This window comes from Massilia sp. CCM 8734, from assembly GCF_011682155.1.
GTDB classification, from domain to species: domain Bacteria; phylum Pseudomonadota; class Gammaproteobacteria; order Burkholderiales; family Burkholderiaceae_D; genus Telluria_A; species Telluria_A rubra.
Genome location: NZ_WHJI01000001.1, coordinates 105,301 through 127,802 on the forward strand (window position 1 = coordinate 105,301; position 22,502 = coordinate 127,802).

The window sequence follows — 22,502 nt, forward strand, 5'->3', positions numbered from 1 at the left end:
GAAGTCACAGCCGGCCGGCGCTTCGACGTGGCGCTGGCTAATGTCGCCGGCGCGTGCGCAACGACCTGCGACGAGGCCATGCCGACCGTGAACGTTATCCTGGAGTCGATCCGATGAGATACCTGCTGCCGATCCTGCTGACCCTGGTGCTGCTCACCGCCTGCGCCGCCGCGCCGCCGGCCGTGCAAGAGGTCAAGGTGCCAGTCTGCTGTCCATGCGTCACGTCGGCGCCGGCCCGGCCCGCCTTCGCCAGGCGCACCCTGGCGTCGGATATCAGTGACGGCGAGAAGGTGCTGGCCCTGGCGCGCGACCTGCCGGTGCATATCAAGTACGAGGCGCTGCTGGAAGCCGTGATCGCGGGGTGTTTGTGAGCGATGCCGGGATTCCGGCATCGCCAGTTCGATATCGCGATAACGATAACGATGTCGGGCCGCTGATCCTGGAGATGCACCGGATCGATAGCCCGGACAAGTCGCCCATGCAGATGATCAGTGCGGGCCTCCTGGCGCACTACCGGCGCCAAGTAGCCGGCCGGGTAAGAGTGATCTGGAACTGGTCGGTGCGGTTAATCGTTTGCGACAAGGCAATGTTCGAATTATTGAAATGGATATTCTTGATTTTCCTGATGGCAATTGCCGCCGGCATTTTCTCGTAGAGGACAGGAAAACCATGATCATGCCGAGTGCACGCCTGTTTCCATCGCTTACTCATCTTGCACGTTCCGCGTTGATATTGCTACCGCTGGTTCACGGAACTGCCCGTGCAGAGAGTGCCCTGCCAGAGGGAACGCTGGGTTGGACGTATTACGTCAGTCTCTATAAGGAAGCTGTTGCTGCGGACCCGGTTACTGCGTGCCAAAAGACAGCGATAAATCACATGGGACACCCCTTGGTTGCCGTGCGGCCCTATGAAGGCCGTCGCGACTTTTTTAAATGCTACTATCCACATTTTTTGCAGGTCGGCGGAGTCAAGTGGTTTGGAGATTCTCTCCTGCAGTGTAAGCCGGGATACGACGCTTACCCGTCCGGCGTTTGTCGCAAAACCAAGCCGGAAATTCCGGTACCCACAAAATGCGGGGAGGCAGCGGGAAACCCGGTTCAATTCGCCAGCGGCGCCAAAGTCCAGCACGAAGTCGACCTAACGGGAGGCATTAATGACGCATTGTCCGTTCGGCGAGTCTACCGAAGTGTTCGCGAAAACGGGCTTGCGCAATCAGCGGGCATGGGCTGGTCGTTTTCGTTCGAGCGCGCATTGTTTGCGCCATTTTTATGGGGCACTAGAGCCAAAATCGTTGGCACCCTCAGCGACGGCAGCCATTTCCAGTTCCTGCAACAGGCCGACCGCACATACAAGTCTACTTACGACAAGGGCTTGACCTTGGAAGTGCAAGGCCCCAATGAAAGTGTCTGGCTTCTGACAACGCCAGACGGCACGGTCGACCGTTTTCTCCGGGATGGCGACAGCTTCAAACTTAGCAGTGTTCATACGCGCACCGGCATAGCCACGCATTACACGTACGATGCAAAAAAGCAGCTCAGCAAAATTGTCGGCACCAGCGGTCGCAGCCTAGCGATCGCATGGGAGGGCGATGTCATCGCGTCGATCTCCAATGCTACCGGCAGCGTGCGCTACGAGTATGAACATGCTGCGATACCCGGTGGTGGGCCCATTGAAGGCATGGACCGCCTGATTGGTGTGCACTACCTCGACCGTTCCGGTGCCGAGCTGTCATCGCGCGCGTACCACTACGAAGACCCCTACGATCGCTTCCTTCTCACCGGAATTACCGATGAACACGGGAAACGCTTTGCCACGTATGCATATAACGGCGACGGGCAAGCCGTGCTGTCGGAGCACGCCGGCGGTGCGCAGCGCTTCACATTTGCTTATCCCAGTCGGACCAGCCGGATCGTCACAGATCCGCTCGGCAGCAGCCGCACCATCGCCATTGCGTACAGCTCCAATAATCTGAGCCAGATTACTGCCGAAAGCCAGCCTGCCGGCGCTGGCTGCGCCGCCAGTGCCAAGGCAACCACCTACACTAAAAAAGGCGACGTGGAGAGTCGCACCGACTTCAACGGAAACAAGACCTGCTTCATCAGTGACCCCATCCGTGGAACCGAACTGGCGCGCACGACCGGATTGGCCAAAGATGCTACCTGCCCTGCGAGCATCAATGGCGCAATTCCGGCCGGCGCACGCAAGACCAGCACGCGCTGGCATCCGGACTGGCCTTTAGCCATGATGATCGCCACGCCAGGGCGCATGGACACGAAGATCTATAACGGCCAGCGCGATGCTGCGGGCAAGTTGGTGGAGTGCGCTGGCGGCGCAGTGCTGCCCAATGGAAAACCTATAGCCGTCGTTTGTCGTGCGAGCGTCCAGGCGACCAATGACAACAATGGCGCACTTGGATTCGCGGCGGTGGGAACTGGCCCGGTTCAGGAATGGCGCTACACCTACAATCCCAACGGGCAGCTGCTGACGAGTACCGGACCGGCCGGTGCGAATGGCAAGGCCGAATCGACCAGCATGACTTACTACGCGGACACCACCGCAAGTCACTCCCCTGGGGACCTTGCTAGTGTGCGCAACAGCGTCGGCGAGGTCACCAGTTACCTCGAATACAGCGAGGACGGCTTACCGACCAAAATTCAGCGTCCCAATGGACAGGTGGTCGGATTCGAATATGATTCACGCCAGCGCTTGATGTCCAGCACCGTCCGCGCGACAAGTGGGCAAGCTGAAACCACGCGTTATGAATACGATATTGCGGGACAACTGATCCGTACGACAGCACCCGACGGCTCCTCGCTGAGCTACACGTACGACGACGCGCACCGCATGACCGGCATACGCGACCGTGCCGGCAACAGCATCAGCTTCACCCTCGATGCGATGGGCAATACTGTACGCCAGGAGGTGAAAGACCCGAACGGCAAACTGGTGGCGCAAACCACGCGCGCCTTCGACGCACTCAGCCGCCTGCAGCGGGAGCAGCGCAGTGCCAAAGAGCCGGGCGCGCGTTTTGAATACGATGCGGCCGGCAACCTGACGTCGAGCACCGATCCCCTGGCGCGCGTCAGCAAGGGAACTTACGACACGTTTAATCGTCTGATCCAACAGACGCTTCCTGCTGCCGATGCCACCGGCAAGCCGGCGACGATTGACTACGCCTACACGCCGCAGGATCAGCTTGCGTCCGTGCTCGATCCGCGCCGCTTGCAGACGCGCTACGTCTTCAACGGACTGGGGCAGCAAACGGCGTTGATCAGCCCCGATACCGGCACCACGAGTACCCAGTCCGACGGGGCAGGGAACACGATATCGAGCCTGGACGCGGCTGGACGAAAAACTGCCTATCGATACGACGCGGCGGGTCGCGTGACCGGTATCGGCGCCAGCACGTTTGAGTACGGCGCGATTGGCACGCCCGCAGCAGGCCGTGTCACGGCGATGACGGATGAGGCTGGAAAAACAGTGTATGTCTACGACAGTATGGGAAGGCTGTTGAGGAAGGAACAAACGAACGGAGCAGCTTCCCGGCGCTTTGCGACTGCCTACACCTATGGCAGCACGGGCAGCGCCGTGGGCCACGTGACCTCGATGACCTACCCCAGCGGCAATCGGATCGATATCACCTACGACAGCAATGGGAAACCGTCGGCCCTGCGCCTGACGCGCCCAAATGCTGCGCGCACGACGATTCTGAGCGACATCACGTACCAGCCCTTCGGCGCTGCGCGCTCCTGGTTGTGGGGTAATCACAGCGCGGGCAGTCCCAACAAATACGAGCGCCAGTTCGACATTGAGAACCGGCTGGTCAGTTATCCGCTGGGACACCCGGCTGCTGGCGGTGCGCTACGCACGCTTAATTACGATGCCGCCGGGCGCATCGTTTCCAGCACACACAAAGGTGGCGCCACGCCGGGCAAGCTGGACCAGCGCTATTACTACGATGGACGTGATCGCCTGGTCGGTTTTGATAGCGCCATCGGGGGCCAGAGTTTCGAATACGATGCCAGTGGTAACCGCACCAGATTGAAAGTCGGTCCCAACAGCTACCTCAACACGATCTATCCGGGCAGCAACCGGCTGGCCGCGACCTCCGGACCGTTGCCAGCGAAACGCAATACATACGACGCAACGGGCAACCTCATCAGTGATGGGACGATACGCTATGTCTACGGCAACAACGGGCGCCTGAGCAGCACTACAGGCATCAATGGCGCGTCCACGCAATACCGCTACAACGGGCTTGGACAGCGGGCTATCAAGTCTGATGCGACCGGTGCATCGACTTACTTTGTCTACAACCAGGCGGGACAGGTGGTGGGCGAGTACGACAGTGCCGGGACGCCGATACAGGAAACCATCTACCTGGAGGGGATGCCGGTCACCGTAGTCAAACTGCGCACAAGTGGGGCGCAAGAAAATACATACTACGTCTATGCCGACCATCTGGCGACACCACGGGTCATTTCGCGCGCCAGCGACAACAAGATGGTGTGGCGCTGGGATGGGGCAAATCCGTTCGGCGAGGACCAGCCCGACGAAAATCCGAACCGCATGGGAAACTTCGCCTACAACCTGCGCTTCCCAGGACAATATTATGATCGGGAGACGAATCTCTACTACAACTACTATCGCGATTACGATCCGCAGACCGGAAGGTATGTGCAGAGCGATCCAATTGGGCTCGACGGCGGCATCAACACTTACGGATACGTAAGCGGAAATCCGTTGCTGTACAGCGATCCTTTTGGACTTTTCGAATGGCCATCACTTTCTCAGGGTGTCGTAGATTTCTCGGCCGGGATGGGGGATGTCATTCTTTTTGGACAGGGGCAGCACTTGCGTGATTTCTTTGATGTCAGCGGAGCGATCAATATGTGTTCGCCAGCATATAGTAATGGTGAATGGGCCGGAATGGCCGTCAGTGCGTCGACTGGCCTCGCTGGCGGCGTTAAAGCGGCCGGAACTGCGGGAGTCGGCAAGGAGTTTTCGCACTGGATAGCTGCTCGTATGGGCGGCCCAAGAACAATTTTCAACGGAAATTACGTTTCTATTGCAACGCATGCGCGGTCTGATCCTTACCGACGTCAGTTTATGCCTGCGGCATGGAAGATGGCAAATGACCCGATGGGAACGGTTATGGCGCAATGGACTCGTTTTCCAAATGTATATAAAGGCGCGGCAGCAGGCGCAGGAGTTGGCGCAATGGGAGCGGGACTGGCGGGGTGCGAATGTCCTCGCTAATTGGATTGCTGAAAGAGCTATTTCGTACCAAGGCAGTTTTTTCACAAGTGGAGACTGCAATTTTCGATGCGATACGATTGCAGCTTTCCCCCAACGATACCGAACGCTGGACGAAGCAGCTCCAAGCAGTTAATAAGATTTACCGCAGCCCTGACGGTCGGGAAGTGAACTTGTTTGTAAAGCGTAACGGCAAAGTAGATTGGCCGCGCGAATTATGCTTTGCAAAAAACGGTGAGTTTAAGATTGCGGTGGTTGATCTAATACCAAGGCAAGGTGCAAAAAAATTGCGAGCCCGTGTGTGGTGTGTAGGTGGTCACGTGTTCTTAATCGCATATACGATGTCGCCGAAAATGTTCGAGAACGCTGCGCAAGGCAAATGGCGAACGGAATGCAAAATTCTGAATTCGCCATCGTGATCAAGAGTGGATAATAGCACCACGGCTTCGGGCGTACTATAGGTAAGCGGAAATCCGTTGCTGTAAAAGGATAAGAAGTGTAAAGCGGACTGGGAGGAGGAGTATCGTGCTTGCGATTAATATTGGCACTTGGGGGCGATGCCGTACGTGCGTGCAGAGCGCGCGCTAACGACAGACTTACTGTTTGCATGAAGAGCCAAGCAGGTGGCACGCCGGTTTGGGCGCCAAACAAAAAGGTGATTAGCGCTGATCTTCAGCTAACCGAGACCACGCTTCGGTTCGGTTGCCCGTGGCGACAGCAGCGTACAAGAGGCGCGTCAAGATGGTCGACAAATCGAAGCGCCGGTTAAATCGATACTGAGCCTCGGCCAAATAGAGAAAACCTTATTTATCGAAATCGAAAGCATGGTAGGTTCCGCCGGTGGCGGTTTTCAGGTTACTCAGAACGGTATTTATCCATCTGAAACACGGCATTGCGCTGCTCTTGCGGGCCGTGCCCACGACCGATGGCTCATGCTTTGCACCGGCCGCCTGCACTGCGGTGAAGCAGTTCAAACCATCGGAGACGACGATACTCGCTGCTGCCAGATGTTTCAATGCCCATTGCGCCACATCGGCTTTTCCGAACGTTTTCACCCTGGAGAATATGGCATATACCGGATGGCCTTCCGGCGAGATTTGCACCGCCGCGATGAATGGCACCTTGTTCTCCGACCCGCGCCCCCGTTTTCCACCGGGGTGTGCACCGCCAAAGCAGGCGTCATCGGCCTCTACATGGCCTACCAGCTGGCGTTCGGACTCGCGCTCGGCCATCACCTCCAGTATCTTGTGAGCCTCTTGCAAAACGTCGTGAGGCGACGCTAACGAGCCGAAACGGGCGCCTTGATGAGCACTTTTTTCAAAGATTCGGGCCAGCCTGACGGCCTCGGCAAAGGCTATTCCTTCATTTAAAATCAGCGTCTTGCGTTGTCTTTTGCCGTCTATCTATCAACTACTAAATGTGTAGTAGATGCGGCGGGAATCGAACCCGCCGACGTGCTTCGATCCGATGACTGCCTCCCAGGGGCTGTTTCACGCTGTGGCGACGGCCGACTGTGGCGCCCATGTGGTTGGCCGATACCTCGACGGGGCCAAGGATGCGCGCGCTGCTGGAGAGCTATCGCCAGCGTCCGGGCCAGACCTATGCGGCAGTGAGCGCTTCTGGCTGCGCCGGGTCCCGGGCGGCGGACTTGTCTCCTGATAAGTTGTGGCTGAGCCGCTTGTGGACGGATGGCGGTCAGCTTGAGGTTCGAAGTAGCAAATGGGGCCGGCGGCCCTCGGGCGCGGCCGTCATGGCGATCCGCGCGGCGTGTGCTCGCTGCGTGCCGTCGATGCACCTGCCGCCGCTTGACGGGTTTCTGTCTTGTTGAGGCAGCCTCACAAGGGCGCCCGGGCTGCTGGCGGCGCAGGCGCTGGCTCGGTCTCAGCTGGTCGCCGCATGCGTACCGGGCAAGCCATTCACATCCGGTTCACATGGCGCGCGCTATCGTGCAAGCCATTCGATAACGGAGCTGGCAATGATCAAGACAATCTTACGCGGCGGGGCATGGCTGGCCGCCACCCTGGTGTTACTCGCCGCTGCCGGTTATGTTTACTACCGCAGCCTGGCGCTGGACGAGCTGCCCAAGGCCAATCCGCAGGCCAGCGCGGCCGACCTGGCTTACCTGAAGCAGGCGGTGGCGCAGAAACGCGGGCGCATCCTGGCCGTGGTCAGCAGCGCCGAGCGCGGCGGCCCCGCCATGAAGCGGGCCGGCTACGAGCTGACCGAACTGGCGCGCGCCTACTATGTGTTCCAGGTCAATGGCTACGAGGTCGATATCGCTTCGCCCCAAGGCGGCAAGCCGCCCGAAAGAATCGACCCCGACGACATGGGCGAGACCGACTACGCCTTTCTCAACGACCCAGTCGCGCAGGCCAAAGTCGTCAATTCGATGGCGCTGGCGGACGTCGATGCGCGCCGCTATGCGGCCGTGTACTTCGTCGGCGGCAAGGGCGCGATGCACGACTTGCCCGACAATCCGGACGTGGCCCGCATCGTCAACGAAGTCGCCGCGCGCGGGGTGGTCGGCGCGGTCTGCCACGGGCCGGCGGCATTGTTGGGCGTTAAGCTGACCGACGGCAAGGCGCTGCTGGCGGGGCGCCGCATGACCGCTTTCAGCAACGAGGAAGAACTGTTCCTGATGAAGGATGCGCGTACGCGCTTTGGCTTCCTGCTCGAAGAGCGCGCCACGGCGGAAGGGGCGCGCTTCGTGGCCGGCCCCAAGTACCTCGACAACACCATCGTGGACGGCCGCCTGGTCACGGGGCAGAACGCCTGGTCCACCTGGTCGGTGGCCGAAGCGATGGTCGCCGCGCTGGGGTATCGCCCGGTGCCGCGCGCACGCACCGCCGAGGAGATCAGCGTGCGCCTGCTGGCCACGTACTACCGCGCCGGCCTGGACGCGGCGCGCGCCGAACAGGCCGCGCTGCCGCGCTTTGATAAGATGCTGGTGCTGATGCATTCGGTGGTCGCCGCCATGCAGTGGCGCGCGGCCGATGCCGTCAACCTGCAACGCCTCGCCAACGGATAAGGACCCGCATGCCCCTGCATATTCTCGTCGTCGAAGACCATGCGATGCTCGCGCAAAACCTGGCGGACGGGCTGGCGCTGCACGGCCACAGCGCCGATTTCGCGCACAACGGCGAACTGGGCTTGCAGCTGGCGCTGGAGAACCACTACGACCTGATGATCCTCGACCTCGGCTTGCCCGGCATTGACGGCCTGGAAGTATGCAGGCGCCTGCGCGCCCGCCTGACGCGCCGCATGCCGGTGCTGATGCTGACCGCGCGCGACGCCCTGCACGACAAGCTCAGTGGCTTCGACAGCGGCGCCGACGATTACCTGGTCAAGCCGTTCGCGCTGGAAGAACTGCTGGCGCGCTGCAACGTGCTGGCGCGCAGGCATACCCTGCACCAGGAGCACACGCTGGCCATCGGCAGCTTGCGCATCGACCGCCAGGCGCAGGCGGTGAGCCGGGAAGGGCGCTCGCTCAAGGTCAATCCGGTCGGCTACCAGATCTTGCTGGCGCTGGCCGAGGCGCATCCGCGCGTGCTGACCCGCTCGGAACTGACCCGGACCTTGTGGCGCGACGCGCCGCCCGACTCCGACGCCCTGCGCACGCATCTGTACCAGCTGCGCCAAAGCCTGGACAAACCTTTCGGCAGCGCCATGTTGCTGACCGTGCACGGGGTCGGGTTCAAGCTCGACGCGCTGGCGTGAAGACCGGGCACTCGCTGCGCAGCAGGATGATGCTGGCGTTCGCGCTGTTCGCGCTGGCCACGGCCGTGTGTTTCAGCGTGTTCAGCGTGCTGTTCGTGTATTCGGTCGAGGACAGCTTTTTCGACAAGCTGCTGCGCCAGGAGGCCGCGCACCAGCAGCGGCACTGGCAAGCGTCGGGCAAGCTGGCCGCGCCGCTGCGCGAGAACGTCAGCGTGTACCGCCGCCCGGACACGTTTCCGGCCGACCTGGCGCGCCAACTGGCGGGGCCGGCCCGCAGCGGCGAATTTTTCGGCGAGCAGGGCCGGCATTATCATGTACGCAAGGTCGACCTCGGCGCCGACCCGGCCTACCTGGTGGCCGAAGTGAGCCGCGACCTGGTGGTGCGCCCGCGCCTGCCGTTCCTTCTCGGCTTCCTGGGCGTGTCGACCCTCGCCATCCTGGTCGTGACGCTGGCGGTCGGCTACTGGCTGGCGCGGCGCGCCACGGCGCCCTTGACGCGCCTGGCGCTGCTGGTCGCCGCCGCGCAGCCGGGCCGGCTGCCGCAGCGCTTCGCGCAGGATTTTCCGGATAACGAAATCGGCGCGCTGGCGCGCAAGCTGGACGAGGCGATGGCGCGTATCGCCGCGTTCATCGAGCGCGAGCAGCAGTTCACGCGCGACGCCAGCCACGAATTGCGCACGCCGCTGGCGGTGATCGAAGGCGCGGCGCAGTTGCTGGCGCAGCAGCCGATGCCGGCGCAGGCGGCCGACCAGTTGCAACGCGTGCGCGGCGCGGCGGCGCACATGGCCCAGACGGTGGCGACCTTGCTGTCGCTGGCGCGCGAGGAACTCGGCGCCTCGGTGGCCGAACCGGTGGCCTTGCTGCCGCTGGTCGAAAGCGCGGTCGTGCAGTTTGCCCATCTGCTCGACGGCAAGGCGGTCGAGGTCAGCGTCGAGGTGGCGCCCGGCACGGTCGTCGAGAGCCACCGCGCGGCGCTGGCGATCCTGCTCTCGAACCTAGTCAGCAACGCGTTCGGCCATACCGGCCAGGGCGAGATCCGGATTTACATGGACGGCGCCAGCCTGGTGGTGGCCGATAGCGGGCCCGGCATCGCGCCCGCCCTGCGCGAGCGCCTGTTCGAGGTGGGCGCCAAAGGCGAGGCCAGCGCCGGTGTGGGGCTGGGCCTGTCGATCGCACGCCGGCTCGGCGCGCGCGTCGGCATCGACGTGGCGATCGACAGCGCCGCCGGCGGCGGCACCCGCGCCCGCCTTTCGTGGCCGGGCCCGGCCGGCAGCGGGGATCCGATGGGCTGACGGCCATGCTGATCGCGCCGGGGCTCCCGCTAAGGTCGCGCTCGCTTGCATGCGTCCGAGCAAGGCGACAGGCGCGCGTATCGCATGTTTCCAACAGCAAGACACATTTCGCACGCACCCAGTTCGCATTTTCTTGTGTGTTTCCCCCAGCCGCCGTACACTGGTTTTTCAGTTGGTGCATGGAAACTATTCCAGCTGACCTTGCCGTTCCATGTGATCGACCCACATAAAGGATACACAATGAAAGCGCCTGCCTTCGTACTGCTCTCCCTCATCATCGCCAGCCTGGCCGGCGGCGCCGGCGCTGCGGAGGTGCTGGAAATTTCCGGTGGCACCACCCCGCAGAAAGATGTGCTCGAGCCGCGCGCGGCGGAAATCCTCAAGGCCACCGGCGTTGAGATCAAGGTCAACGGCGTGGGCACCGGCAACGGCATGGTCGCCCTGGTCGACGGCAAGGTGAGCGTGGCGGCGGTCGGCGACACCCTGGCCGACTCGATCGAGGCGGGCAAAAAGGCCGCCAAGGCCGCCAGCAAGGAGATCAAGGTTCCGGACAACCTGGTGTTCACGCAAATCGGAACGGACGAGCTGGTCGTCATCGTGCATAAATCGAATGGCGTCACGGCGCTCACCAAGGCCCAGCTCAAGGATATGGCGACCGGCAAAATCACCAACTGGAAAGAAGTCGGCGGCGCCGACCTGCCGGTCAAGGTGGTGGTGACCAAGGCGGGCATGATCCCGAGCCTGGTGTTCCAGAAAACCATCATGGATGGCGCCGAGTACGTCAAGGGGGCGCTGGAAGCGCAGTCGCCACGCGAAGTGATCACCTGGGTCTCGCGCACGCCGGGCGGCTTCGGGCCGGCGGCCGACGTGCACGTCAAGGCCGGGGCGGGCGACAGCAAGACCATCGGCGCGCCTGCCATGTCGCGTCCGCTCGGGCTGGTCACCATCGGCGCGCCCACGGGCGCGGCCAAGAAGCTGGCCGACTACCTCAAAGTGAAGTAATTCCCCAACCTTGCCGAGCCTCCGCCCATGTTACATAACGTCAATATCAGCACCCGCCTGATGATCCTGACCGGCACCTTGCTCACCGCGCTGGCCGTGGTGGGCCTGGTCGCCCTGCGCGGATTATCCGCCAGCAACGAGAGCATGCGCACCATTTATGAAGACAGCACCGTGCCCCTGGTCAGCCTGGGCGAGGTGCTGGGCGATATGTATCGCTCGCGCACGCTGGTGATCGGCGGCATGGGGGCGGAAAATTCGGAGGCGGCCGAACTGTCCTACCGCGAGGTGGTGACCGTCAACGCCAAGTTGAAGGCGAGCCTGAACAGCTACAAGCGCTCGCTGCAGTCGAGCGACGCGAAAGCCCAGGCCGACGTCTTCGAAACGGCCTGGGAACAGTATGCCGCCGCCGGCGACAAGGTCATCGCCCTGGCCAAGAGCGGCGACTACGAGGCGGCCAGCGCCCAGCTCAAGGTCGATTCCGAAAAGAAGTTCGAAGCGGCCCGTTCAGCCCTGCTGACCCGCATGGTGCGGCAAAAAGGCGAAGCACAGGCCGCCTTTGCGGCCGCCGACAAGTCGAGCGCGACCACGCGTACGCTGATGCTGGCGACCCTGGGCCTGGGCCTGGTGCTCGGTGCGTTTCTGTCGTACATCGTGATCGATTCCATCAAGAAACCTTTGCGGCGCGCGGTCGAAGTGGCCAACCGGGTCGCCACGGGCGACCTGAGCGAACATATCGAAGTGACCTCCACCGATGAAACCGGCCAGTTGCTGGCAGCCCTGCGCGACATGGACGCCAGCCTGGAAAAAACCATCGGCAAGGTGCGCGAGGGCTCGGACCGGATCGTCACCGCCTCGCTCGAGATCGCCAGGGGCAATATGGACCTGTCCGGCCGCACCGAACAGCAGGCCAGTTCGATTGAAGAGACCAGCGCTTCGATCATGGAATTGACCGACACCGTCAGGCGCAACGGCGACAATGCGCGCCAAGCCAACCAGCTGGCGCTGAGCGCCTCCGAGGTGGCGGAAAAAGGCGGCGCCGTGGTGTCGGAAGTGGTCTCGACCATGCGTTCGATCAACACGTCCTCGCGCCGCATCGTCGACATCATCAGCGTCATCGACGGCATTGCCTTCCAGACCAATATCCTGGCCCTGAACGCGGCGGTCGAAGCGGCGCGCGCCGGCGAACAGGGGCGCGGTTTCGCGGTGGTGGCCTCCGAGGTGCGCAACCTGGCGCAGCGCTCGGCGGCGGCGGCCAAGGAAATCAAGACCCTGATCGAAGATTCGGTCGACATGGTCGAAGCCGGCACCCGCCTGGTCGACCAGGCCGGCACCACCATGAACAATGTGGTGGCCAGTGTGCAGAAAGTGACCGATATCATGAAAGACATCGTGTCGGCCAGCCAGGAGCAGACCGCCGGGATCGAGCAGATCAACCAGGCCATCATCGAGATGGACCAGGTGACCCAGCAAAATGCCGCGCTGGTCGAGCAGGCCGCCGCCGCCGCCCAGTCCATGCAGGAAGACGCGGCCGCGCTGGCCCAGGTGGCGCAAGCGTTCAAGCTCAGCGCGATCGCGGCGCCGCCGGTGGCGGGGCGGGGCGTGCTGACGTTGGCGCGCTAAGAGCCTGCCGAGGCAGGCTCTTGCGAGGGCGCTCTGGCGCGCGCCGACAGCACGATGGCGCTGACGATCAGCGCCGCGCCGGCCAGCATGCGCGCTGACGGCTGTTGCGCGAACAGCCACCAGGCGCAGGCGATCGCGTACACCGGTTCGAGCGCGATGATCATGCCCGCGCTACGGGCATGCAAGCGTTCCAGGCTCTTGACGAACAGGTAGTGCGCCAGGCCCGTGCAAAATACCCCCAGTAAGCCCAGGTAAAGCCAGTCCAGCCGGGTCGGCGCGCCCAGGCTGGCGGCCGCGAAGGGCGCCACGGCCAGCGCGACCACGAGGTTTTGCCAGAACGCGAGCCCGAGCGCGTCCATCCCGCGCGCGGCGCGCCGGTTGGCTACCGCCAGCAGCGCGAACATCAAGCCCGACAGCACGCCCCACAACAGGCCGGCGGTGCCGGCCTCGCCCACATCGAACGAGGGCGTGACCAGTACCAGCCCCAGGGTGACCAGGGTCAGCAGGATTGCTTCGGCGCTGCCGATGCGCTCGCGGAACACCAGCATGTCGAGCAGCGCGATGAATGCCGGAAAGCTGGCGAAACCCAGGGTGGCCATCGCCACGCCGCCGACTTTCACGGCGACGAAAAAGCTCACCCAATGGGCGGCCAGCAGCATGCCGCTGGCGACCAGCATGCACAACTTGTAGCGGTCCAGGCCGCGCAGCAGCGGGCGCTGTCGGGCCAGTGCGAACAGGGCCAGTGCGACCAGCGCGAACGCCGCCCGTCCGAACGTGATGACGGTGGCGTCGGCGCGGATCAGCGCGCCGAAGACGCCGGTCAGGCCGAACAGGAGCGCGGCGCTATGCGCCATCGCCAGCGCGCTGCGATGGGCGCTCAAGAACGCGGGCCGGCTCTGAGCAGCGTCCACGCGAAAGGCGTGTCGGCCACGGTGGGAATGGCGCTGCGCACGTTCAGCTGCGGCAGGTCGCCATCGAGGCGTTCGGCGCACAGGGCGAGCAGGTAGCCGGGCGCCGGCCGGAACTGCCAGAAATGCCAGCGTGCGGCATCGTCGCCCAGATCGGCTTCGATGGACAGGCGCACCTGGCGCTCGTCGGGAAAGTGGAAGCTGAAGCGGTCGAGCGGAATCGACAGGCCCATGCCGCGCGCCTTGATGTACGCCTCCTTGAAGGTCCAGTACTCGAAGAAACGGTCCTGGCGGCGTTCGGGCGGCACCGTGGCCAGTTCCGCCACTTCCACCGGCGAGAAAAAATGCTCGGCAATGCCGTCCGAGACCTGGCGCGTGGTCAGGTTCTCGACATCGACCCCCAGCACCCGCTCGCGCGTGACGGCCATGGCGATCAGGCCGCGCGTGTGCGAGAGGTTGAAGCTGAGCGTGCCCGCCTGCGCGTGCGCGTTGGTGATGGCGGGCCGGCCGTAGGCATTTGGCGTGAAGATCCAGTCGGCCGGCGCCAGCGGGGCGTAGCGCGAGAGCACGGTGCGCACCAGGGCGCGCGTGGCGAGGTAGCGCAGGCGGTCGTCCGCGAAGTGAAAGCGCAACTGCTGCGCGCGCTCCTGCTCGTTCAGCAGGGCCAGCAAGGCCGCCAGCAGGGCAGGGTCGGCAATATGCTGGTAGAAGACCAGCCAGATATCGATCTGCCCGGCGTCGAGCGGCAGGGCGGCGTCAGGCGCGCCACCGGGAGGGCTTAAGCTGTCTTGTGTCATCAGTTGCGCATGCGTTATGGGGCTGGGAGAACTGGCGCGAGCCCGGCCATTGGAGAGGCCCCAAGTCTAGCAGAAGCGGGTTGGGTGCAAGCAGCCGGCAGCGCGCAAGCGCATCCATCGCGCGCGCCAGGAAGTCCGCCTCGTTGTGCGATCTTGCCACCCGCGACCTCCATTCCTACTGGAAAGTTGGCGCAATGAAACGAGTCAATGTAGATGTAATGAATCAACAGAATGGGCTTTATCTGTACGATGGAACGACTTTCTGGAGAAACGTTTGCTAAAACCGCTGGTGAGCACGAAATGTCGTAAAATTATTACAACATGCCAACGTAAAAAGAAATTTACATTTGCAATATTGACACGACTCTATAATTGCCAGTAGCCGAAACGGGTTCCGACGTGTAAGCCGCGCCGTTCTCGCCGCCGCACCCGACGCCAGCCTGAGGAAGAGACAATATGAAGCCGATGCTCAGAGTGAGCACCTTGCGCCGTTCTGTCGCGTTGATGATCGGAAAGCGAAATTTTCCCGAAATAGCACGACGCCCCTCAAGACGGTCGCTAATGCGACAGAACCGACAGAAACACTCCGCGATTCCCTGTCCGCCCAGTTCCGCGCTGGAAGAGCAGTTCAAGAAAATCAGTTCTGGCGACATTTCAATGGAATTGAGCGCTGAATAACGCGTGCAGTCGTGTTTTTCATTAATTACGAACAGTTTATCAACGGGGCAGCGCCGTTCCGCTGCATTGAGCACGCATCTCCATGCGCAGGCTGGCCATTGGCCGTTAGTCATTCAATGCGTAGATTCCGTGCTTTTCAGATAGTCTGGAGGCAGTCATGTCAAAAACCAGCAAGTCGGTCAATAATCTTCACCATGTCCAAAATCAATGGGGTGGCCAGGGCGCCGCGTGGAACGAAGGCGGCATGTGGGTGGTCGGCTCCCGTAGCGGCCAAAATGTCGTGGCGTTGAACATCAACTCGGCCGACGGCGGCAAAACCTTCACTGGCAGCGTGAAGTACGCCGGCGAGGGATCGATCGGTTTTAAGGCGACGTTGACCCAGAATAATACCTACGTGGTCGAAAACCAATGGGGTGGCGATGCCGCTCCGTGGCAACCGGGCGGCACGTGGGTCATCGGCTGCCGCGTCGGCCAAAGCGTGGTGGCTGTCAACGCGGAGTCCAGCGATGGCGGCAATACACTTGCAGGCAGCATGACCTACAGCGGCGAGGGCGCGATAGCATTCAAGAGTGAACTGGCGGACGGCGGCGTGTTCGCCGTCGAAAATCAATGGGGCGGGCCATCCGCTGCGTGGCAGCAGGGCGGCGTATGGGTCATTGGCTCGCGCGACCAGGGCGTGGCAGCGGTCACGATCAGCTCGGCCGACAACGGGCAGACGTTCACCGGCAGCATGACCTATGTCGGCGAAGGGCCGATCGCCTTCCGCGCCACTGCAGTGGTTGGCAATAACTATGTGGTAGAGAACCAATGGGGCGGCGCTTCAGCGCCATGGACTGCGGGTGGCGTGTGGCTTATCGGCTCCCGCGGGGGCCAGAACGTTTCGGCGCTCAATATCACTTCCGGCGACGGCGGCAACTCCTTCAATGGCAGCATGACGTATAGCGGCGAAGGGGAGATCGGATTCCGTTCGCTTATCCAGCCACAATAGATAGAGACTATGTAAATCAAGCGTCCGCCGGGGGCTAATGCCGTCCAGTGAAGACTGGACGGTATTTCATGAGATGGGAACCCGCCAATCTACAGCTTATTGAGCTTGAAGCCGGCTTGATAACTCCAGAGCAACGCGCGTCATGGGAGACAAGAAAGATCATGAAGACCACGTCGTTTGATTTCGAGATGGGATCGCACACCATGCCGACGGATCCTGTCGAATTGCGGGGCAGGGAGAGGACGGACGGCCGAATGATCGTGCTCGATCGCGGCAAGAACGCCATCGAGCACCGGATATTTTCCGACATCTATGACTATTTCCGGGCCGGGGACTTGCTGGTATTGAATGACAGCTATATGTTGTCCAACACCCTGCAATTCACCTGCGGCGGCCAAGCGGCCACCGTCATTGTCTATGGCCACGAATCGGATCACAGCTGCATGGTCGAGGTTCGCCCACGGGAGTTGGCAAAAGCCGGCTTGGAATTACGATCGGTCGATGACGAACAACTCAGCTGCACCTTGCTGGCGTCTTATCCGGATCATATCTGGAAGGCGAAGTTCGAACCGACCGCGCGGCTCATTCGCACGCTTGAAGGCCACGGTACGCGCTCCGACGAGACCGTGCCGCTCAACCCCAGCCACTGGCAGGAAAATCCCGCCGCCTATCGATCGGTGTACGCTAAATCGCCGGGCTCATTGGAGATACCTTCCGCAGGCCTGCATTTCTCCACCGGCTTACTCGACCGGATTGCCGCCAAGGGGGTGGAGTTCGCCTACGTTACCTTGCACGTCGGCAGCACCGAGGTGCTGGCCGTGCGCCACATCGACGCGGAACATGTCGAGGACCACCGGGTCAGGGAAGAGTTTTTCGACGTCCAGGGCGAGTCGGCCGCCAAGATCAGCCGCGCCCTGGCCGAGGGGCGGCGCATCGTTGCCGTTGGGACGACCGTCGTGCGGACACTCGAATCGCTGGCGGCGAGCGGCCCGACCAATCAGGTGATCATGCCTCAATCGGGCTGGACCGGTCTGTACATCTACCCCGGCTATCACTTCAAGATCGTCGACGCCCTGCTGACCAATCTGCACCGGCCGCGCTCGAGCCACATCGTGCTCACCGCCGCATTCGCAGGCCAGGAACTGCTCATGCGCGGCTACGATGAACTGTTGAGCGTCGGCGGCTATGAATTCGACATGTTCGGCGACTCCATGCTGATCGTTTAGTCGCGCAATCAACGCTGCCGGGAGGATGGGATTTGAATAAGGAGATTCATCATATCGATACTGTCGTGATCGGCGCGGGCCAGGCCGGCCTGTGCATGAGCTACGTCCTGCAACGCGCGGGGCGTGAGCACGTCGTCCTGGAACAGGCGCAAGCGCTGGAGCAATGGCGTTCCGCGCGCTGGGACAGCTTCAAAATCAATTCGCCGTTGGCCTTTTCGCGCCTGATGGGCCAGCGCGACGGCCTTCCGGACCGCCAGCGCGGCCTGGCCTTGCGCACTATCCTGGGCCTGTGGGACGACTGTATCGCACAACGTGCTTTCCCGATTCATGAGAAGAGCAAGGTGATCGCCGTCGAACAGGCGCCCGATGGGGGCTTCCGGGTGCACGTCGAGAGGGAGGCGGGGTCGCACGTCTATCTTGCCAGGAATGTGATCGCGGCGCCCGGGAACTATCAACTTCCCAGGATCCCCGCCTGCGCCGCCCGGATCGGCCCTCAGATCGAGCAGTATCGGGTCGGGACCTATACCAATCCTTCCACGCTGCGGGCCGGTTCGGTCCTGGTCGTCGGCGCAGGGCAGACAGGGGTGCAGCTCAGCGAGGAGCTGGCGCAGGCCGGCAGGCGCGTGTATCTGGCCACCTCCATGGTGAAGGGAACACCGCGCAGCCATCGCGGCGAGGACATCATGTTCTGGCTGGAGAGAACCGGCTTGCTCGCTACGCCCAAGGAGGAGCTCATCGATCCCGGCGAGCGCTTTGACCGCCTCCCCATCGTCGGGAGCGACCACCCGATTTCCCACCATTCTCTTGCGCGCATGGGCGTGACGCTGCTGGGCACGCTACGCGGCATGTCGGCCGACGGTGAGCTGGCCCTGTTCGACAATAATCTGGATGAGCATATTCTCTTTGCCCAAAAAGGCTACGATGAGCTGATCGGCCACATCGAGGATTGGATTGCGCGGCAAGATGACGTCGTGCGCCTGGGCTTTGCCGCGCCCGTTGCCGAACCCGAATGGCGGGCGCATCAGCCATTGTCGGCATTGTCGCCGCCAACAGAGTTGAATCTGCGGCAAGCAGGCATCCACACCGTTATCTGGGCGACCGGCTGGCGCGCCGATTTGAGCTGGTTATTGATTGACGATGTGGTTCGGGCCTTGGACACGCATGGCTTGCCCCAGGCTTGCGATACCCCGGTCGACGGCTTCTTCTGGTTGGGCTTTCATTGGTTGCGCACGCGAGCCTCCGGCAGCGGCGCCGGTTTCCATCTCGATGCGCCCTACATCGCATCACGCCTGCGCTAGGGAGGCCGCATGACAGAGACGTTCGAGCATCTGGTGGTGGGCAAGGGCATGATCGGCGCCGCCGCCTTGCGCTATCTGAGCTGCGGTTCGCAGCGCGTTGCCGCCATCGGCCCCGATGAACCGGTGGACTCGGAGGCGCACGACGGTGTGTTCTCCAGCCACTACGATCAGGGCCGCATCTGCACGCAGCTGAGCCGCGACCGGCTGTGGGGAGAGCTCACCCGGCAATCGATGTCGCGCTTTGGCGCCCTGGAAGCGGCCAGCGCCACGCATTTCTACCGTCCTGCAGGGATGCTCTATATCGCGCCTGCCGCCGACGTGCGGGCCATCGCGGCACTGGCGCACGCGACGGCGGTTGAACACGTCTGGCCCGCGCGCCCGGACATGGCGGCGCTGTGCCCATCCGTCGCCGTTCCGGCTGGCCACGAGGCGCTGCTGGAGATGGCGCCGGCCGGCATCATCGACCCTCGCGCCCTGATCCGGAGCCAGCTGTCCATCGCCATGCGGCAGGGGGCCAGCGTCATCCGCGAAACGGTCGTCGCCGCTGAAAAGACCCCGGCGCACTGGACATTGACGACCGACCAGGGGCGGCAATTCACAGCGAAGAACATCTTGATCTGCGCAGGAGCGTATTCCAATTGCTTTGGGTTCTTCCGGCGGCAAATAGCCATCCGGGTCAAATCGGAAACCACCATACTCGTCAAGGTCTCCGGCGCCGATGCGCAACGCTTGAGCGGCATGCCGGCAATCGCTTACCAGATCGATGCGCCACGGATCTCCGATGTCTATCTCACCCCGCCGCTGGTGTATCCCGATGGGAATATCTACATCAAACTTGGCGCCAATACCGATGAAGACGTGATTTTACAAACCTTGGACCAGATGCAGCATTGGATGAAGCATGGATGCCAGCATCCAAGACAGGATATGGTGCAGGCCCTGTGCGCATTGATTCCCGGCCTTGACGTGAGCGCGGTTCAGGTCAAGCGCTGCCTGGTCACGTACAGCGATCACGGCAAGCCATATATCGATGCCCTGGGCAATGGCCTGTTTGTCGCAACGGCTGGCAATGGTTCCAGCGCCGCCTGTTCCGATACGCTCGGCTCCCTGGCTGCCGACCTCATGCTGGAGCGGCCTTGGCCCGCCGCATTCAAGCCCGCCGATTTTGGCGTCCGCCTGATGCCGGACTCCCCCGGCTAACCCACGACGCTAGCCAGGGCCGCGGCTCACTGGCGCACGGTATTCTCAAGTCGGTTTCCTAAGCGCGGAAGATGGTCAGCAGCAGCCACGCCGGCAGGCCGAGAAACAGCGCAAGGTGGCCGCCGCGTTCGAGCCGCTGGCGGATATCGACCGCGCGTGCGGGCCGCAGCCATGCCGCCAGCAGGGTCGCGCTTTCAATTGCCGAGCGCAGTAGCGCGCCGCTCAGCACCACGCCGATCGCCCAGGCCGCCCACCACAGCGCAAAGGCGGTCAGGTAAGCCTTCAGTCCAAAACTGTAGTATTCCCCGAACGGGCCGCCGTACGAAATTTGCTGGTGCAGGTGGAAAGCCGGAATCGCCAGCGCCAGCGGCAGCAGCACGAACTTGGCGACCGGATGATCGAGCCGCGAGCGCCGCATCGCCAGCGCCGCTTGCGCGTAGGCTTGCATCACCGTGCGCGAATGCGTGCGCTGCTGGATGGCCGGGCCGCCGGCGCCAGCCAGGTGCGCGGCCAGCGCGCCCGGATCGGTCAGCGCCAGCGCGTAACGCTGCCCGCCGGCGAGCCGCACCGAGATCCCGGGACAGGGCAGCGGCAGGCGCCAGCACCGCACCGTGGCGATGTCGGCCAGCGCGATCTGAAGGCGGCGCGCGTCGCGTGCCAGCACCAGGCTGCCATCGGCGAGCGACAGCTTTGCGGAAAACAGGAACAGCACGCACCACGCGGCCGCTTCCGGCGCCAGGAAGAACGCGGAAAACATGCGCATTTGCGCCAGCGTGTTGGTGCGCAAGGCCTCGTCAAGCAGCAGCGTCATGCACATCCAGAGCAGGCTGCCGCGCGCGAACACGCGCAACAGGCCCGCCGCCATGCGTGCGGCGGGCGACAGCACGGCCACATCGACCGGCCCCGGCATGCTCAGGTCCACAGGCGCCGGCGCGTGCGCGGCGCGCGGGCGCCACGCTGGCCACGCCGAGCATGCCGCCAGTACCAGCAGGAAGGCGCCGGCCGCCAGTCCGACCCAGTCGCCCCAGATCACCATCAAGGTGCGCGGCGGGACGCGCACCGGTACATCGGCGATGACCAGGATGCGTTCGCCCATGCGCGTGCCGGCCAGCACACCGCCGGTCGCGTCGATCGCCGCGCTGTAACCGTTGGTGGTGGCGCGGAACTGCGGCAGGCGCGTTTCGATGCTGCGAAACGCCGCCGCCACCTGGTGCATTTCCGCCCCCAGCGGACTGGCGCTGAACCAGGAGTCGTTCGACATCGTGAGAATGGCTTGCGCACCCAGGCGCGCGCCGTCGATGGCCAGGGCGGGATCGACATCGTCGAGGCAGATCAGGGGCAGCACCGGAATCTCGCGGCCGTCGGCCAGGCGCAATGGAAACACGCGTGCGCCGTTGCCGGGCCGCCAGTCGCCGGTCCAGGGCAGGGCGCGCCGCAAGCGCGGCCCGTCCAGCCAGGCCGGCACGTACTCGGTCAGTGGAAACAGGTGCGTCTTGCGATAAAAACCCGTCAGGCCGGCGCCTGGCTGCACGAACGCGGCGGCGTTGTATTCGCCGGCGCTGTCGCGATCGTAGGTGCCGAACACGAACGGCACGCCGGCGGCATTGACGATGGCCAGGATCTCACGATCGAAGTCGGCCCCCGCCTCGCTCTTCGGATGGCCGAAGGTGGTGGGGTAGGCCGTTTCCGGCCACAGCACCGCATCGGCGCGCTGGCGCACGACAGCGTCGTAGCTCATCGCGAAATGCGTATCGAGAATCTCGCGCACCACCGCGTGGGTTCCCTTTTCCTGGCGCTGGCGGTCGTAGGCGACGATGTTCGACTGGATCAATCCCACCCGCAGCGGCTTGCCGGCGGGAGCGGGGCTGGCCGACAGCGCCACCAGGCCGTAGCCGGCCAGCAGCAGCGGCGCCAGCGCGGCGGCCGCGAGCGGGCGGGCGGCGACGCGCCAGCCATCGGCACGGCGCGCCAGCGCCGCCGCCACGCCTTCGTTGGCCAGCAACAGCAGAACGGTCAGGCCGGCGGTGCCGCCCACGTCGGCGCCCTGGCGCAGCAGGCGCGATGGATACAGCCCGTGGCCGAGCGTGTCGCCAAGCAAGCCGGGCGCGGCGGCCTGGGTCGCCACCCAGGCCGCCGCACCGGCCAGTGCGCCCAGCACGGCGCCATGCCGGCGCAGCGTGATGTGGCGCACCAGGGCGAAGACGATGAATTGCGGCTGGAACAGCGGGGCGGCGAGCAGCAGCAGCGCCACGCCGGTGGCCGCGCCGACCTGCGCATAGATCCCGAGCGCGGAGCCGAACCAGGCGAACGCCGCCGCCGTGTAGGCAAGCGACATGAGCCAGGCGCGCAGCAAGGTCGCCGCCAAGGTGGGGCTGGCGTCCAGGATGCGCAGCCAGGGCGCCAGCAGTACGAACCCGAGCGGCCAGGCGACGCCGCCGCGCGCATACAGCGCCACCATGGCGCCGCTGGCGAGGATGCCCCCGGCAGTGCGCACTGTCGCGTGATTCAATAAGGCCATGG

Annotated in this window: 17 protein-coding genes and 1 pseudogene; 13 read left to right on the top strand and 5 right to left on the bottom strand. The window is 63.4% G+C overall.

Features of this window, described 5'->3' with window-relative positions:
• Nucleotides 1-113 precede the first annotated feature (113 nt).
• From F2P46_RS00430 to F2P46_RS00445, 4 genes are read left to right on the top strand one after another with little or no spacing between them, the layout of a single operon-like run.
• On the top strand, nucleotides 114-371 hold the full coding sequence (locus F2P46_RS00430) for a hypothetical protein (RefSeq protein ID WP_166884230.1): 258 nt from the start codon (nucleotides 114-116) through the stop codon (nucleotides 369-371).
• Nucleotides 368-655 (top strand): hypothetical protein, encoded by a 288-nt coding sequence (locus F2P46_RS00435; protein WP_166884232.1) that lies wholly within the window; start codon nucleotides 368-370, stop codon nucleotides 653-655. The genes F2P46_RS00430 and F2P46_RS00435 overlap by 4 nt, the downstream gene beginning before the upstream one ends.
• Complete coding sequence (locus F2P46_RS00440) at nucleotides 604-5,259, top strand: RHS repeat-associated core domain-containing protein (protein WP_166884234.1); 4,656 nt, start codon at nucleotides 604-606, stop codon at nucleotides 5,257-5,259. The genes F2P46_RS00435 and F2P46_RS00440 overlap by 52 nt, the downstream gene beginning before the upstream one ends.
• On the top strand, nucleotides 5,247-5,675 hold the full coding sequence (locus F2P46_RS00445; RefSeq protein WP_166884236.1) for a hypothetical protein: 429 nt from the start codon (nucleotides 5,247-5,249) through the stop codon (nucleotides 5,673-5,675). The genes F2P46_RS00440 and F2P46_RS00445 overlap by 13 nt, the downstream gene beginning before the upstream one ends.
• A gap of 240 nt (nucleotides 5,676-5,915) precedes the next feature.
• Here F2P46_RS00445 and F2P46_RS00450 read toward each other — a convergent pair.
• Nucleotides 5,916-6,506, bottom strand: a pseudogene (locus tag F2P46_RS00450) (IS1595 family transposase); the annotation flags it as partial.
• A gap of 725 nt (nucleotides 6,507-7,231) precedes the next feature.
• On the opposite strand from F2P46_RS00450, the gene F2P46_RS00455 reads away from it, so the two are divergent.
• The 5 genes from F2P46_RS00455 (at nucleotide 7,232) to F2P46_RS38480 (ending at nucleotide 12,887) form a co-directional block, all read left to right on the top strand.
• Nucleotides 7,232-8,284, top strand: a complete 1,053-nt coding sequence (locus F2P46_RS00455; protein WP_166884239.1) for a type 1 glutamine amidotransferase domain-containing protein — start codon at nucleotides 7,232-7,234, stop codon at nucleotides 8,282-8,284.
• A gap of 14 nt (nucleotides 8,285-8,298) precedes the next feature.
• Nucleotides 8,299-8,973, top strand: coding sequence for a response regulator transcription factor (locus F2P46_RS00460; protein WP_208296473.1), 675 nt, complete (start codon nucleotides 8,299-8,301; stop codon nucleotides 8,971-8,973).
• Nucleotides 8,970-10,265, top strand: a complete 1,296-nt coding sequence (locus tag F2P46_RS00465) for a HAMP domain-containing sensor histidine kinase (protein ID WP_166884242.1) — start codon at nucleotides 8,970-8,972, stop codon at nucleotides 10,263-10,265. Before F2P46_RS00460 ends, F2P46_RS00465 begins: the two co-directional genes overlap by 4 nt.
• Nucleotides 10,266-10,505: 240 nt before the next feature.
• Complete coding sequence (locus F2P46_RS00470; protein ID WP_166884243.1) at nucleotides 10,506-11,267, top strand: substrate-binding domain-containing protein; 762 nt, start codon at nucleotides 10,506-10,508, stop codon at nucleotides 11,265-11,267.
• Between the two features lie 27 nt (nucleotides 11,268-11,294).
• Nucleotides 11,295-12,887 (top strand): methyl-accepting chemotaxis protein, encoded by a 1,593-nt coding sequence (locus tag F2P46_RS38480; protein WP_166884245.1) that lies wholly within the window; start codon nucleotides 11,295-11,297, stop codon nucleotides 12,885-12,887.
• On the opposite strand, the gene F2P46_RS00480 is transcribed toward F2P46_RS38480, so the two are convergent.
• The 3 genes from F2P46_RS00480 to F2P46_RS00490 form a co-directional block, all read right to left on the bottom strand.
• Nucleotides 12,884-13,741 carry a DMT family transporter gene (locus tag F2P46_RS00480; protein ID WP_166884683.1) on the bottom strand — a complete coding sequence of 286 codons (858 nt, stop codon included), beginning with the start codon at nucleotides 13,739-13,741 and terminating at the stop codon, nucleotides 12,884-12,886. The two genes, F2P46_RS38480 and F2P46_RS00480, sit on opposite strands and share 4 nt — an antisense overlap.
• A gap of 23 nt (nucleotides 13,742-13,764) precedes the next feature.
• The gene (locus tag F2P46_RS00485; RefSeq protein WP_166884246.1) at nucleotides 13,765-14,592 is read right to left on the bottom strand and encodes a 4'-phosphopantetheinyl transferase superfamily protein; all 828 of its coding nucleotides are present in this window, start codon (nucleotides 14,590-14,592) and stop codon (nucleotides 13,765-13,767) included.
• A 341-nt stretch (nucleotides 14,593-14,933) separates the two neighbouring features.
• Nucleotides 14,934-15,344, bottom strand: a complete 411-nt coding sequence (locus F2P46_RS00490; RefSeq protein WP_166884247.1) for a hypothetical protein — start codon at nucleotides 15,342-15,344, stop codon at nucleotides 14,934-14,936.
• 83 nt (nucleotides 15,345-15,427) lie between these two features.
• On the opposite strand from F2P46_RS00490, the gene F2P46_RS00495 reads away from it, so the two are divergent.
• From F2P46_RS00495 to F2P46_RS00510, 4 genes are all read left to right on the top strand, one after another.
• The gene (locus F2P46_RS00495; protein ID WP_166884249.1) at nucleotides 15,428-16,258 is read left to right on the top strand and encodes a lectin ESA-2; all 831 of its coding nucleotides are present in this window, start codon (nucleotides 15,428-15,430) and stop codon (nucleotides 16,256-16,258) included.
• Between the two features lie 161 nt (nucleotides 16,259-16,419).
• A complete protein-coding gene (locus F2P46_RS00500; protein ID WP_166884251.1) occupies nucleotides 16,420-17,484 on the top strand; it encodes an S-adenosylmethionine:tRNA ribosyltransferase-isomerase in 1,065 nt (354 codons plus the stop codon).
• Between the two features lie 32 nt (nucleotides 17,485-17,516).
• The gene (locus tag F2P46_RS00505) at nucleotides 17,517-18,782 is read left to right on the top strand and encodes an NAD(P)/FAD-dependent oxidoreductase (RefSeq protein WP_229508912.1); all 1,266 of its coding nucleotides are present in this window, start codon (nucleotides 17,517-17,519) and stop codon (nucleotides 18,780-18,782) included.
• A gap of 9 nt (nucleotides 18,783-18,791) precedes the next feature.
• Nucleotides 18,792-19,982, top strand: a complete 1,191-nt coding sequence (locus F2P46_RS00510; RefSeq protein WP_166884253.1) for an FAD-binding oxidoreductase — start codon at nucleotides 18,792-18,794, stop codon at nucleotides 19,980-19,982.
• A gap of 58 nt (nucleotides 19,983-20,040) precedes the next feature.
• Here the strand turns inward: F2P46_RS00510 and lnt are convergent, their stop codons facing one another.
• Nucleotides 20,041-22,500, bottom strand: coding sequence for an apolipoprotein N-acyltransferase (gene lnt / locus F2P46_RS00515; protein ID WP_166884255.1), 2,460 nt, complete (start codon nucleotides 22,498-22,500; stop codon nucleotides 20,041-20,043).
• Nucleotides 22,501-22,502: the final 2 nt, after the last annotated feature.